At 58.9% G+C, this 13,736-nt stretch carries 13 protein-coding genes; 12 read left to right on the forward strand and 1 reads right to left on the reverse strand.

Features of this window, described 5'->3' with window-relative positions; genetic code table 11:
- Positions 1-34 precede the first annotated feature (34 nt).
- Positions 35-397: a hypothetical protein gene (locus tag ACJ8MK_RS14105; RefSeq protein ID WP_074026797.1), complete on the reverse strand. Its 363-nt coding sequence runs from the start codon at positions 395-397 to the stop codon at positions 35-37.
- 926 nt (positions 398-1,323) lie between these two features.
- On the opposite strand from ACJ8MK_RS14105, the gene flhD reads away from it, so the two are divergent.
- The 12 genes from flhD to cheZ all read left to right on the forward strand — a co-directional run bounded on the left by flhD (position 1,324) and on the right by cheZ (position 13,576).
- Positions 1,324-1,674, forward strand: a complete 351-nt coding sequence (gene flhD / locus ACJ8MK_RS14110) for a flagellar transcriptional regulator FlhD (RefSeq protein ID WP_033647796.1) — start codon at positions 1,324-1,326, stop codon at positions 1,672-1,674.
- A complete protein-coding gene (gene flhC / locus ACJ8MK_RS14115) occupies positions 1,674-2,258 on the forward strand; it encodes a flagellar transcriptional regulator FlhC (RefSeq protein WP_016927281.1) in 585 nt (194 codons plus the stop codon). Before flhD ends, flhC begins: the two co-directional genes overlap by 1 nt.
- A gap of 144 nt (positions 2,259-2,402) precedes the next feature.
- A complete protein-coding gene (gene motA, locus ACJ8MK_RS14120) occupies positions 2,403-3,293 on the forward strand; it encodes a flagellar motor stator protein MotA (RefSeq protein WP_047025446.1) in 891 nt (296 codons plus the stop codon).
- On the forward strand, positions 3,290-4,360 hold the full coding sequence (gene motB, locus ACJ8MK_RS14125) for a flagellar motor protein MotB (RefSeq protein WP_103798432.1): 1,071 nt from the start codon (positions 3,290-3,292) through the stop codon (positions 4,358-4,360). Before motA ends, motB begins: the two co-directional genes overlap by 4 nt.
- Positions 4,357-6,378 carry a chemotaxis protein CheA gene (gene cheA, locus ACJ8MK_RS14130; protein ID WP_101427053.1) on the forward strand — a complete coding sequence of 674 codons (2,022 nt, stop codon included), beginning with the start codon at positions 4,357-4,359 and terminating at the stop codon, positions 6,376-6,378. The genes motB and cheA overlap by 4 nt, the downstream gene beginning before the upstream one ends.
- A 32-nt stretch (positions 6,379-6,410) precedes the next feature.
- Positions 6,411-6,911, forward strand: a complete 501-nt coding sequence (cheW, locus tag ACJ8MK_RS14135; RefSeq protein ID WP_025303271.1) for a chemotaxis protein CheW — start codon at positions 6,411-6,413, stop codon at positions 6,909-6,911.
- A gap of 195 nt (positions 6,912-7,106) precedes the next feature.
- Entirely contained in the window at positions 7,107-8,777 is a 1,671-nt protein-coding gene (gene tsr, locus ACJ8MK_RS14140) for a methyl-accepting chemotaxis protein (protein ID WP_161764528.1), read from the forward strand.
- 76 nt (positions 8,778-8,853) lie between these two features.
- Positions 8,854-10,470, forward strand: a complete 1,617-nt coding sequence (locus ACJ8MK_RS14145) for a methyl-accepting chemotaxis protein (RefSeq protein ID WP_033653630.1) — start codon at positions 8,854-8,856, stop codon at positions 10,468-10,470.
- Between the two features lie 37 nt (positions 10,471-10,507).
- Entirely contained in the window at positions 10,508-11,380 is an 873-nt protein-coding gene (gene cheR / locus ACJ8MK_RS14150) for a protein-glutamate O-methyltransferase CheR (RefSeq protein ID WP_025159837.1), read from the forward strand.
- Positions 11,380-12,429, forward strand: coding sequence for a protein-glutamate methylesterase/protein-glutamine glutaminase (locus tag ACJ8MK_RS14155; RefSeq protein ID WP_442517840.1), 1,050 nt, complete (start codon positions 11,380-11,382; stop codon positions 12,427-12,429). Before cheR ends, ACJ8MK_RS14155 begins: the two co-directional genes overlap by 1 nt.
- A gap of 102 nt (positions 12,430-12,531) precedes the next feature.
- Positions 12,532-12,921, forward strand: a complete 390-nt coding sequence (cheY, locus tag ACJ8MK_RS14160; protein WP_004934862.1) for a chemotaxis response regulator CheY — start codon at positions 12,532-12,534, stop codon at positions 12,919-12,921.
- A gap of 10 nt (positions 12,922-12,931) precedes the next feature.
- A complete protein-coding gene (gene cheZ, locus ACJ8MK_RS14165; RefSeq protein ID WP_004934858.1) occupies positions 12,932-13,576 on the forward strand; it encodes a protein phosphatase CheZ in 645 nt (214 codons plus the stop codon).
- Positions 13,577-13,736 lie beyond the last annotated feature (160 nt).

The raw sequence follows: 13,736 nt of genomic DNA on the forward strand, positions 1-13,736 counted from the left end.
ATAGTTAAAGCCGGGTGAATAACACATCGGCGGCTCACGGCGACGCCGTCGAGGCAGCGATGTACGACCTGACAAAAATCATTTCAAGTAGATAAATTGCACCGGGTAATGATGTCACGCCGCACGTAGCGGCGCTTTGATAAATCATAATATGCCAGTGCGCCGTCAGCAATCTCATCCTGCTGATAAACGGATAAATAGGGAAAGTCTCAGGGCGGCTGACGGCCGACGCGTCGTCGTTCTTGCCGTGCACAAGCTCGCGGCACCGCGCCAGGCCATCTTTTGCGGTGATTTTTTCACCGTCCGTGGTGCCGCTGCGGCATTGGGCGGTGTTTGTCGTCGTCGCTTGCGCTGAAAAGCCGTTTTTCTCGATGGGGAAATATGAAGAGTAAAACAAAACTGCGTTTTATTTTATGACAATGAAGTGATGAAAACGTAAGCCATGTAAATAATCTCTGGGGGAGAGAATTATCACGGCGACAGAAAAAGAAATAAAAGGCATTAAAGTTTTATGGATTGCTGCCGATATGTCGTTTTGGGGAACTCTAATGTAGAAAAAGCATTCTTGCATCGCGCTAATACGGAAACATATCGTTACGTCTGTTAGCTTGTTCACTACGCCTGCGAATCATTGATAAGCCATAATCACCTGATGCGGAAAATTAGAACAGCTTCAGGCTGAGGGCTTAAGTCAAATCCGATAGCTAATAACCTTATAGTTTACACGGGTTATTTTTCAGCTTGGATATTTTTTAGTAACTCAAATGGTTATTTATACTGAGTTTGTTGCCTATATACAGATTTTTGTTCTGTTATTTTGGTTTGGTGATGCTTTTGTTCGAATTGATCTAAAAAAGATAATTTTTTGGCGGATAAACATTGTTTTTAAGACGTTTTTTTACCTATGGCTGTTTTGTGAACAAAATGGCGGTCAATAAGTGAGCGTATTTGGGTGTATTTGGCTTAATTATTTTTTATTTTTGTGATCTATGTCACATTGTATTTAAAATTGCCTCTCACTTACATTGTGTGTGCTAATGGTTCGGGGGTAGAGTTGCGCTGCTTTAGGAATAATCTTATTAAATTTGTAAAAATAGTTTCATGGTGACTAAACACTATCGAAGCAGAATGCTGTACATCCATACACGTTGGTTTACGCTCGTAGCAAATACTGAACAGTGGTCAAATTTAGCGATTGTTGAAAATTATAGCAGTCGTTTTTGAGAGATTAATTTGCCAGCTTTGGGAAACAACCCAGGTCACGGGCGATAAAATTTATCACCCAGCGTATGTTTTTAAACATAGTCTGTCGGGATGGGGAATATGGGTACGTCTGAATTACTTAAGCATATTTATGACATCAATCTGTCATATTTACTTTTAGCACAGCGTTTGATCAACGATGAAAAAGCCTCCGCGATGTTCCGTCTTGGTATTGATGAAGCCATGGCCGATGCGCTGGCGCAGCTGACTTTGCCGCAAATGGTGAAACTGGCCGAGACCAACCAGCTGGTTTGCCACTTCCGCTTTAACGAAAGCCAGACCATCGAACGCCTGACCAAAGAGTCGCGCGTCGACGATCTGCAACAAATCCATACCGGCATTTTGCTATCAAGCCATTTACTGCAAGAGCTATCGAGTAAAGACGCTAGCCCGACGAAGAAAAGAGCCTGATGATGGTTGAGAAAAGTATCGTTCAAGAAGCCAAGGACATTCAGCTCGCCATGGAGCTGATTTCGCTGGGAGCCCGATTGCAGATGCTGGAGAGCGAAACCCAGCTTAGCCGCGGGCGCTTGATTAAACTTTACAAGGAGTTACGCGGCAGCCCGCCGCCAAAAGGAATGTTACCGTTCTCAACCGACTGGTTTATGACCTGGGAACAAAATATTCACTCGTCGATGTTTTACAACGCCTACCTGTTTCTGATGAAAAGCGGGCAGTGCAGCGGAGTGGAGGCGGTGATCAAAGCCTATCGCCTCTACCTGGAGCAGTGTCCTCAGCAGGCCGGTGAGGCGCCGTTGCTGGCGCTGACCCGTGCCTGGACGCTGGTGCGTTTCGTCGACAGCGGCATGCTGCAGCTCTCTGCCTGCAGCTGCTGCGGCGGCGCATTTATCACCCACGCGCACCAGCCGCTGAACGGTTTCATCTGCAGTTTATGCCAACCCCCATCCCGCGCCGTAAAAAGACGTAAACTTTCGCCGCAACTGGCCGATATTATTCCTCAACTGCTGGACGAGCAGGTCAAACGCGCCATTTGAGCCGCCACATTGCCGGCTCTCGGCAATGAATACCGACGTGTGATACGCAGGGGCGGCATGCCGCCCCCAGACACGCAGCCTGGTCTGTGCGCCAGGGCGCGTTTGCCCCACCTTCCATCCACATTGTTAATTTAAGGAATGCGTGTGCTAGTTATTTTGGGTTATCTGGTGGTATTGGGTGCGGTGTTTGGCGGCTACCTGATCGTGGGCGGCCATCTCGGTGCGTTGTATCAGCCGGCGGAGTTTCTGATTATCGGCGGGGCGGGGGTCGGCGCTTTCATCGTCGGCAACAACGGCAAGGCAATCAAAGCCACGCTGCGCGCGCTGCCGCGGCTGATGCGCCGTTCCAAATACAACAAAGATCTGTACATGGATCTGATGGCGCTGCTGTTCCGCCTGCTGGCCAAATCGCGCCAGCAGGGCATGCTGTCGCTCGAGTTCGATATCGATAATCCGCAAGAAAGTGAAATTTTTTCTAATTATCCGCGCATCCTTGCCGATAACACCCTGGTGGAGTTCATTACCGACTATTTACGGCTGATGGTGAGCGGCAATATGAATGCGTTCGAGATCGAAGCGCTGATGGACGAAGAGATCGAAACCTACGAGCAGGAAAGCGAAGTGCCCGCCGGCAGCCTGGCGATGGTGGGCGACTCCTTGCCGGCGTTCGGTATCGTCGCGGCGGTGATGGGGGTGGTGCACGCCCTGGCTTCGGCCGATCGGCCGGCCGCGGAACTGGGCGCGCTGATCGCCAACGCCATGGTCGGTACTTTCCTCGGCATTCTGCTGGCCTACGGCTTCATCTCGCCGCTGGCCACGTTGCTGCGCCAGAAGAGCGCCGAAAACGTCAAGATGATGCAGTGCATCAAGGTTACGCTGCTGTCGAGCCTGAACGGCTACGCGCCGCAGATCGCCGTCGAGTTTGGCCGCAAAACGCTGTATACCACCGAACGTCCTTCTTTCGTTGAGCTGGAAGAACACGTGCGCCGCGTGAAAGCGCCGGCGCAGCAGGTGACGGAAGAAGAAGAAGCATGAAACAGAATCATCCGGTCGTTCTGGTCAGAAAGCGCAAGTCGCATCATGCCGCCCATCACGGCGGCTCCTGGAAGATCGCCTATGCCGACTTTATGACGGCGATGATGGCGTTCTTCCTGGTGATGTGGCTGCTGGCGATCGCCAGCCCGCAGGAGCTGACGCAAATCGCCGAATATTTCCGCACGCCGCTCAAGGTGGCCCTGACCAGCGGTGACAAGAGCAGCTCCGAAAGCAGCCCGATCCCGGGCGGCGGCGACGATCCTACGCAGCAGCACGGCCTGGTGAGAAAGCAGGTCGATTCGCCGGACAAGCGCGCCGAAGAGCTGCGCCTGAACAAGCTGCGCGAAAAGCTGGATGAGTTGATTGAGTCCGATCCGCGCCTGAAGGCGCTGCGCCCGCATCTGCTGATCAACATGATGGACGAAGGGCTGCGCATCCAGATTATCGATAGCCAAAACCGGCCGATGTTCAAAACCGGCAGCGCGCAGGTCGAGAGCTACATGCGCGATATTCTGCGGGCGATAGCGCCGATCCTCAACGATTTGCCGAATAAGATCAGCCTGTCCGGCCACACCGATGATATCCCTTACGCCAGCGGCGAGCGCGGCTACAGCAACTGGGAACTGTCGGCCGATCGCGCCAACGCCTCCCGACGCGAGCTGATCGCCGGCGGCCTGGCGGAAGGTAAGGTGCTGCGGGTGGTGGGCATGGCGGCCACCATGAGCCTGAAACAGCACGGCGCCGATGACGCGATTAACCGTCGCATCACCGTGCTGGTGCTGAATAAGCAAACGCAAGAAGGCATCGAACATGAAAATGCCGAAAGCAACGCGATGGATATCGCCCAGCCGGGCAGCCTGAAACAGCTGGCGCCGTCGGCAACTGCGCCGGCCAGCCAAACGCCGGAGCACTCGGCGGCAGCCCCGGAGCCGGCGGCGTCAACGCCAGCGCCGAGCGTCCCAGCGCAGGCATCCCCGGCGATAGCCCCGGCCGATCAGGCGCCGGAACAACCGGCGGCCGCACCCGCACCGACTAACCGCGACTCACAGCCAGAGGTGACCCCGTGAGCATGGACATTAGCGATTTTTATCAGACCTTCTTTGATGAGGCGGACGAGTTGCTGGCCGACATGGAGCAACATCTGCTGGAGCTGGATCCGCTGGCCCCCGATATCGAGCCGTTGAACGCCATCTTCCGCGCGGCGCACTCGATCAAGGGCGGCGCGGCGACCTTTGGCTTTTCGGTGCTGCAGGAAACCACCCACCTGCTGGAGAACCTGCTGGACGGTGCAAGACGCCAGGAAATGAGCCTGAGCACCGAGATTATCAACCTGTTTCTGGAAACCAAAGACATTATGCAGGAGCAACTGGACGCCTATAAAACCTCGCAACAGCCTGACGCCGAAAGCTTTGAATACATTTGCCAGGCGCTGCGCCAGCTGGCGTTGGAAGCGCAACAGCAGCAGGCGGCGCCCGCGGCTCAACCGGCCGTTCAGCAGCCTGTCGTGAAGCCGACGGCCGCGCCGGCGGCGATCGAAGGCGGCATGCGCATCAGCCTGAACGGGCTGAAAGCCAGTGAAATCCCCTTGATGTTGGAAGAGCTGGGCAACCTCGGTGAGGTTAAAGACCCTCATCAGACGGAACACAGTCTGGACGTGACGTTGCTCACCTCCGCCAGCGAAGACGACATCAGCGCCGTGCTGTGCTTCGTGCTGGAACCGGAACAAATCAGCTTCTCGACGCCGACGCCGAGCGAACCGGCCGTCGCAGAAGCGAACTTGCCGGCAGCGGTCGCCGTGCCGGAACCTGCGCCGGCGCCGGTCGCCAGCGCCGCGCCGCCTGCCGCTAAACCGGCCGCCGCAACGGCGGAAGCGCCGAAAGCGCGCGCCAAGGCGAGCGAATCCACCAGCATTCGCGTGGCGGTGGAAAAGGTGGATCAGCTGATCAACCTGGTGGGCGAGCTGGTGATCACCCAGTCGATGCTGGCGCAGCGCTCCGGCACGCTCGATCCGGTCAACCACGGCGATCTGCTGAACAGCATGAGCCAGTTGGAGCGTAACGCGCGCGATCTGCAGGAGTCGGTGATGTCGATCCGCATGATGCCGATGGAATACGTCTTCAGCCGCTACCCGCGCCTGGTGCGCGATCTGGCCGGCAAGCTGAACAAGCAGGTGGAGCTGACGCTGCAGGGCAGCTCGACCGAACTGGACAAGAGCCTGATCGAACGCATCATCGATCCGTTGACGCACCTGGTGCGCAACAGCCTCGATCACGGTATCGAAGAGCCGGCCACCCGCATCGCCGCCGGCAAATCGGCGGTGGGCAATCTGGTGCTGTCGGCCGAACATCAGGGCGGCAACATCTGTATTGAGGTTATCGACGATGGCGCCGGCCTGAACCGCGAAAAAATTCTCGCCAAGGCCGCGTCGCAAGGGCTGGCGGTGAGCGACAGCATGAGCGACGAAGAGGTCGGCATGCTGATCTTCGCGCCGGGCTTCTCCACCGCCGAGCAGGTGACCGACGTTTCCGGCCGCGGTGTCGGCATGGACGTGGTGAAACGGAACATTCAGGAAATGGGCGGCCACGTCGAGATCCGTTCGCAGGCCGGCAAAGGCACCACCATCCGCATCCTGCTGCCGTTGACGCTGGCGATCCTCGACGGCATGTCGGTCAAGGTGAACGACGAAGTCTTTATCCTGCCGCTGAACGCGGTGATGGAGTCGCTGCAGCCGCAGGCGGAAGACTTGCACCCGCTGGCCGGGGGCGAACGGGTGCTGCAGGTGCGCGGCGAATATCTGCCGCTGGTGGAACTGTATCGGGTATTTGAAGTGGACGGCGCCAAAACCGACGCCACGCAGGGCATCGTCGTTATCCTGCAAAGCGCCGGCCGCCGCTATGCGTTGCTGGTGGATCAGCTGATCGGCCAGCACCAGGTGGTGGTGAAGAATCTGGAAAGCAACTACCGCAAAGTGCCGGGCATCTCCGCCGCGACCATTTTGGGCGACGGCAGCGTGGCCTTGATCGTCGATGTCTCGGCGTTGCAAACCTTGAACCGTGAAAAGCGTCTGACGGACGCCGCCGCATAATAATGAGTTTATTGATTTAAAAGGTGAATGATATGGCAGGATTGGCAGCCGTCAGCAAATTGGCTGGCGAAACGGTAGGGCAAGAGTTTCTGATTTTCACCCTGGGCAATGAGGAGTACGGCATCGATATCCTCAAGGTGCAGGAAATTCGCGGCTACGATCAGGTGACCCGCATCGCCAACACGCCGGCGTTCATCAAGGGCGTCACCAACCTGCGCGGCGTGATTGTCCCGATCATCGATCTGCGGGTGAAATTCTCGCAGCAAAGCGTGTCTTACGATGAAAACACCGTGGTGATCGTGCTGAACTTTGGTCAGCGCGTGGTGGGCATCGTGGTCGACGGCGTTTCCGACGTGCTGTCGCTGACCGCCGAGCAGATCCGCCCGGCGCCGGAGTTCGCGGTGACGCTGGCGACCGAATACCTCACCGGTCTCGGTTCGCTGGGCGAGCGCATGCTGATCCTGGTGGATATCGAAAAGCTGCTGAGCAGCGAAGAGATGTCGCTGGTCGACAGCGTGGCGAAAAGCGTCTGATTCATGACGCCAGGGGGCAGGGCGCTGCCCCCTTCATCCATCACTCTTCCTGACCTGTCGCGGCGCCGCAGACCGCGCCCGGTACCCCCACTAAAAATAGTTACTTTCCCGCATAAAGTTTTGCCGCACGGCGCCGATAACTCTCACATTCAACGTCATCAGAGCCTGTCTGCGCGGGCTTCAACAAGGGAAATCATGTTAAATCGTATGAAGGTGGTCACCAGCCTGTTGCTGGTGTTGGTGCTGTTTGGCGCCTTGCAGTTGATTTCGGGCGGACTCTTTTTCTCCTCGCTCAAGAATGATAAAGAGAACTTTGCCGTACTGCAGACGATTCGTCAGCAGCAGTCTGAATTGAACGAAAGCTGGGTCAACCTGCTGCAGACTCGTAATACCCTGAACCGAGCGGGTATTCGTTACATGATGGATACCAACAAAATCGGCAGCGGTGCCACCGTCACCGATCTGTTGACTTCGGCGAAGAGCATGCTGACGGTCGCGGAACAGCATTACGCCGCCTATGAAAAAATCCCTCTCGATCCGCGTCAGGACGTGCAGTCCGCGGAAAAACTCAAGCAACAGTATGACATCTTGCACGGTGCTTTGACCGAACTGATTCAGCTGTTGGGCGAAGGCAAAATCAATGCCTTCTTCGATCAACCGACACAAAGCTATCAGGATGGCTTCGAGCAGATCTACAACACCTACCTGGCACAAAACGACAAGCTGTACCAAGGCGCGGTAGAAGACAGCAACAAGTCGTTCTCCTCGGCCATTTGGACGCTGGTGATCGTGTTGCTGGTCGTGTTGGCCGTGATCGTGCTCGTTTGGACCGGCATCCATCATATCCTGGTGCGCCCGCTGAACCGCATGATTGACCACATCAAACAGATCGCCGCCGGCGACCTGACTCAGCAGATCGTCGTCACCAGCCGCAACGAAATGGGCGTGCTGGCGGCCAGCCTGAAACACATGCAAAGCGAACTGATCGAAACCGTCAGCGGCGTGCGTCAGGGCGCAGATGCCATCTACAGCGGCGCGTCTGAAATCGCCGCGGGCAACAACGATCTCTCCTCCCGCACCGAGCAGCAGGCCGCTTCGCTGGAAGAGACCGCCGCCAGCATGGAACAGCTGACCGCGACGGTGAAACAGAACGCCGAAAACGCCCGTCAGGCTTCACAGCTGGCGCTGAGCGCCTCCGAAACCGCGCAGAAGGGCGGCAAGGTGGTGGCCAACGTGGTGCAGACCATGCACGACATCGCCGGCAGCTCGCAGAAAATCGCCGATATCACCGGCGTGATCGACGGCATCGCCTTCCAGACCAACATCCTGGCGTTGAACGCCGCGGTGGAAGCGGCGCGCGCCGGTGAGCAGGGCCGCGGCTTCGCGGTGGTGGCCGGTGAAGTGCGCAACCTGGCGCAGCGCAGCGCACAGGCGGCCAAAGAGATCAAAGGCCTGATCGAAGACTCGGTCAGCCGCGTCGATATGGGTTCCGTATTGGTCGAGAGCGCCGGCGAAACCATGGGCGACATCGTCAACGCCGTTACCCGCGTGACCGACATCATGGGCGAAATCGCCTCGGCGTCGGACGAACAGAGCCGCGGTATCGATCAGGTTGGCCAGGCGGTAGCGGAAATGGACCGCGTGACCCAGCAGAACGCCTCGTTGGTGGAAGAATCCGCCTCGGCGGCGGCGGCGCTGGAAGAACAGGCCAGCATGCTGACCCAGTCGGTGGCGGTATTCCGCCTGAGGGCGGAGGGCCAGGAAGAGTTTAAAGCGCCTGTCACCAGCAAGGCGACGGTAACACCGGTAATCAATCATAAGAAAATGAACACCAGCGATCTGCAGGATAACTGGGAAACGTTCTGACCGGTATCGGGCCTCTCTCGCAGCGGCCCTTTCCCCTACGTAGGCCGGTCGCCGGCCGGCTGCAAGGAGGTTCACAGTGTTTAACCGAATCCGTATCTCTACCAGCTTGTTCCTGTTGTTGATGACCTTCTGCGTTCTGCAGTTGGCCAGCAGCGGCCTGTCGTATTCCGCGTTTCGTTCCGATAACCACAACCTCGACATCATCACCCTCGGCAGCCAGCAGCGCGATTCGCTCAGCCTGAGCTGGGTGTCGCTGTTGCAGGCGCGCAATACGCTTAACCGCGCCGGCACCCGTGCGGCGCTGAAACTGCCGCAGGAGCAGGTGAACGAATTGATGAGCAGCGCCCGCAGTTCGCTGCAGAAGGCCGATCTCTATTTCAATCAGTTCATGGCGGTTGAGCGCAGCAGTGAGCAACAGAGTCAGCAGACGGCAACCACCAAGGCCAGCTACGAGCGGCTGCGCGGCGCGCTGCGCGAGCTGATCGGCTTCCTGGAGAAAGGGGAGCTGCAGGCGTTTATGGATCAGCCGACGCAGAAAACCCAGGACCTGTTCGAAGCCGACTTCGTGCAGTACCTGCAGTTGGTCAACGGCGACATCAGCGAAGCCAGAGACGCCAACCAGTTCTCCTTCACGCTGGCGGGCCTGATGCTGGCGGGGGCGGTCTTGATGCTGATCGTGGTGACCGGCAGCGCCATGTGGTGGTTACGCACCATGCTGGTACAGCCGCTGAACCAGATCCGCAGCCACTTTGAACGCATCGCCGCCGGCGATTTGGCGACGCCGATTCAGGTGTATGGCCGCAATGAAATCAGCATGCTGTTCGCCAGCCTGCAACGCACGCAGCAGTCGCTGATCGGCACCGTCGGCGCGGTGCGCGACGGGGCGGAGTCGATTCTGATCGGCCTGCAGGAGATCGCCGAAGGCAACAACGATCTCTCTTCCCGCACCGAGCAGCAGGCCGCGTCGCTGGAAGAAACCGCCGCCAGCATGGAACAGCTGACCGCCACGGTGAAACAGAACGCCGATAATGCGCGGCAGGCTTCTCAGCTGGCGCGCGATGCCTCGGCCACCGCGGCCAAGGGCGGCGAACTGGCCGGCGACGTGGTGACCACCATGCACGATATCGCCAACAGTTCGCAGAAAATCGGCGCCATCACCAGCGTGATTGACGGCATCGCCTTCCAGACCAACATTCTGGCGCTCAATGCGGCGGTGGAAGCGGCGCGCGCCGGTGAACAGGGGCGCGGTTTCGCCGTGGTCGCCGGCGAAGTGCGCAACCTGGCGAGCCGCAGCGCGCAGGCGGCGAAAGAGATCAAGGTGCTGATCGATGAATCGGTCAGCCGCGTCAAACACGGCTCGGTGCTGGTGGAAAACTCCGGCGCCACCATGCAGGACATCGTGCGTTCGGTGACCCGCGTGACCGACATCATGGGCGAGATCGCGTCGGCTTCGGATGAACAGAGCCGCGGCATCGAGCAGGTGACGCAGGCGGTGACCCAGATGGATCAGGTCACCCAGCAGAACGCCGCGCTGGTGGAAGAGTCCGCTTCTGCCGCCACCGCGCTGGAAGAGCAGGCCATTACCCTGGCTGACGCGGTCGCGGTATTCCGTCTGGCGGACGATAACTTCGTCGCGCCAGGTAACAGCAACAACGCAGTTTCACCCGTGGTAAAGGAAGCCCAAGATTGTTAAACCGCATAAGCAGCACGTGTTTCCCCGGTGAGGTGGCATGAAACAGGCGCCGTCAACTTCTAACCGGGATACTGCGTCGATGTTGACGCAAATGGTGCAGCGCCTGCCGCTGTCGGACGTGCATTTTCGCCGTATCAGCCAGTTGATTTATCAACGCGCCGGCATCGTGCTGGCGGAGCATAAGCGCGAGATGGTTTACAACCGTCTGGTGCGCCGGCTGCGGCTGTTGGGATTGCACGATTTCGGCGACTACCTGGCGCTGCTGGAAAGCGATCCGAACAGCGCGGAGTGGCAGGCGTTTATCAACGCGCTGACCACCAACCTGACGGCCTTTTTCCGCGAGGCGCATCACTTCCCGATCCTGGCGGAACACGCGCGCTCGCGGCCGAACGGCTACAGCGTGTGGAGCACCGCGGCCTCGACCGGCGAAGAGCCGTATTCGATCGCCATCACGCTGAGCGATGCATTGGGCCAGCGGGCCGGCAGTTGCCAGGTCTGGGCCAGCGACATCGATACGCAGGTGCTGGAAAAAGCGGAAGCGGGCGTTTACCGCCAGGAAGATCTGCGCACCCTGACGCCGACCCAAATGCAGCGCTATTTCCTGCGCGGCACCGGGCCGCATCAGGGGCTGGTGCGCGTGCGGCCGGAGCTGGCGGCGCGGGTGAACTTTCAGCCGCTGAATCTGCTGGCGCCGGAGTGGGCGCTGCCGGGGCAGTTCGACGCCATTTTTTGCCGCAACGTCATGATCTATTTCGATAAGGCGACGCAGGAGCGCATCCTGCGCCGCTTCGTTCCCTTGCTTAAGCCGGGGGGGCTGATGTTCGCCGGCCACTCCGAGAATTTCAGCCAAATCAGCCGGGATTTCTACTTGCGTGGGCAGACCGTGTATGGGCTGACCAAGGAGAGGTAATGAGTAAAATCAGAGTGTTATGCGTAGACGATTCGGCACTGATGCGTCAGCTGATGACGGAAATCGTGAACGGCCACGCCGACATGGAAATGGTGGCGACCGCGCCGGATCCACTGGTGGCGCGCGATATGATCAAAAAATTTAATCCCCAGGTGCTGACGCTGGACGTCGAGATGCCGCGCATGGACGGGCTGGATTTCCTCGAGAAGCTGATGCGCCTGCGGCCGATGCCGGTGGTGATGGTCTCTTCGCTGACCGGCAAAGGCTCGGAAATCACGCTGCGCGCGCTGGAGCTGGGCGCGGTGGACTTCGTGACCAAACCGCAGCTCGGCATTCGCGAAGGCATGTTGGCTTACAGCGAGCTGATTGCCGAGAAGATCCGCACCGCCGCCAGGGCGCGCCTGCCGCAGCGTTCCAACAGCCCGGCGCCGGCGATCCTCAGCCACGCGCCGCTGCTGAGCAGTGAAAAACTGATCGCCATCGGCGCTTCCACCGGCGGCACCGAAGCGATCCGCCAGGTGCTGCAGCCGCTGCCTGCCACCAGTCCGGCGCTGCTGATCACCCAGCACATGCCGCCCGGTTTCACCCGTTCGTTCGCCGAGCGGCTGAACAAGCTGTGCCAGATCACGGTGAAAGAAGCGGAGGACGGCGAGCGCGTGCTGCCGGGCCATGCCTACATCGCGCCAGGGGATCGCCACCTGGAGCTGGCGCGCAGCGGCGCCAACTATCAGGTGAAGCTGCATGACGGCCCGGCGGTTAACCGCCATCGTCCGTCTGTCGACGTGCTGTTCCGCTCGGTGGCGCAATATGCCGGCCGCAATGCGGTGGGCGTGATCCTCACCGGCATGGGCAACGACGGGGCGGCGGGGATGCTGGAGATGCACCGCGCCGGGGCCTATACCCTGGCGCAAAACGAGGCGAGCTGTGTGGTGTTCGGCATGCCGCGCGAGGCGATCGCCGGCGGCGGCGTCAGCGAAGTGGTCGAGCTGGACAGGATGAGCCAGCGCATGTTGGCGCAGATCGCCGGCGGCCAGGCATTGCGCATTTGATTTTAGTCCGCAGGGTCTACTCGGCGGCGATATGACCCAGGTTCGCCGCGCGGCTGCCTGCGGTTTTGCATCATTAAACGGTTAACTATTTCAGGAGTAACAATGGCAGACAAGAACCTCAGATTTCTGGTTGTGGACGATTTTTCCACCATGCGTCGCATCGTCAGAAATCTGCTCAAAGAGCTGGGCTTCAACAACGTCGAAGAAGCTGAAGACGGCGCGGATGCGCTGAACAAGCTGCGCGCCGGCGGTTTCGACTTCGTGGTGTCCGACTGGAACATGCCGAACATGGACGGGCTGGAGCTGCTGCAAACCATCCGCGCCGATAGCGCGCTGGCCGCGATGCCGGTATTGATGGTGACGGCGGAAGCCAAGAAAGAAAATATCATCGCGGCGGCGCAGGCCGGCGCCAGCGGTTATGTAGTGAAACCATTTACGGCGGCGACGCTGGAAGAAAAGCTCAACAAGATTTTTGAAAAATTGGGCATGTAAGGAGAGGGCGATGAGAGACATTCCAATGCCTGCCAGCGATGCAGCGACCGCGGGAGAGATCATCTCCCGCATCGGCCAACTGACCCGAATGCTGCGCGACAGCATGCGCGAACTGGGGCTCGATCAGGCGATCGCCCAGGCGGCAGAGGCGATCCCGGATGCGCGCGACCGTCTTGACTATGTCGTAACCATGACGGCGCAGGCGGCGGAACGGGCGTTGAACTGCGTGGAGGCGGCGCAACCGCGCCAGGCGGAGCTGGAATCCGGCGCGAACGCGTTGAAGGGGCGCTGGGACGAGTGGTTCGCCAATCCTATCGAACTGGACGACGCGCGTTCTCTGGTCAACGACACGCGCCAGTATCTGGATCAGGTGCCGGGCCATACGGCCTTCACCAACGCCCAACTGCTGGAGATCATGATGGCGCAGGACTTCCAGGATCTGACCGGTCAGGTGATCAAGCGCATGATGGACGTGGTGCAGGAGATCGAAAAGCAGCTGCTGATGGTGCTGATGGAAAACATGCCGGAGCAGCCGGTGAAGGAAAAACGGCCGAACGACAGCCTGCTGAACGGCCCGCAGCTCGACCAGAACGGCGTCGGCGTGATCGCCAACCAGGCGCAGGTCGACGATCTGCTCGACAGCCTCGGTTTCTGAGGCTTATCGGGGCGCGCAGCGGCGCGCCCCGACAACATTCCGCGCAGTTTTCGTCTCATCCCTTAAATAACCCGCCTTTTCCCCCGTTGTTCCTTCAATGACATCGCCAATTTTTTGGCATGCTGACCGCCATTCTTTACCCTCCCGACACAGGAACGGC

Source organism: Serratia sp. CY38905, from assembly GCF_052168875.1.
Taxonomy (GTDB): Bacteria; Pseudomonadota; Gammaproteobacteria; order Enterobacterales; family Enterobacteriaceae; genus Serratia; species Serratia sarumanii.

Bases quoted from the DNA above. Each gene is read 5' to 3' on its own strand.
- flhD (WP_033647796.1), top strand. From the start codon at position 1,324: ATGGGTACGTCTGAATTACTTAAGCATATTTATGACATCAATCTGTCA.
- flhC (WP_016927281.1), top strand. From the start codon at position 1,674: ATGATGGTTGAGAAAAGTATCGTTCAAGAAGCCAAGGACATTCAGCTC.
- motB (WP_103798432.1), top strand. From the start codon at position 3,290: ATGAAACAGAATCATCCGGTCGTTCTGGTCAGAAAGCGCAAGTCGCAT.
- cheW (WP_025303271.1), top strand. From the start codon at position 6,411: ATGGCAGGATTGGCAGCCGTCAGCAAATTGGCTGGCGAAACGGTAGGG.
- tsr (WP_161764528.1), top strand. From the start codon at position 7,107: ATGTTAAATCGTATGAAGGTGGTCACCAGCCTGTTGCTGGTGTTGGTG.
- cheR (WP_025159837.1), top strand. From the start codon at position 10,508: ATGAAACAGGCGCCGTCAACTTCTAACCGGGATACTGCGTCGATGTTG.
- ACJ8MK_RS14155 (WP_442517840.1), top strand. From the start codon at position 11,380: ATGAGTAAAATCAGAGTGTTATGCGTAGACGATTCGGCACTGATGCGT.
- cheY (WP_004934862.1), top strand. From the start codon at position 12,532: ATGGCAGACAAGAACCTCAGATTTCTGGTTGTGGACGATTTTTCCACC.
- cheZ (WP_004934858.1), top strand. From the start codon at position 12,932: ATGAGAGACATTCCAATGCCTGCCAGCGATGCAGCGACCGCGGGAGAG.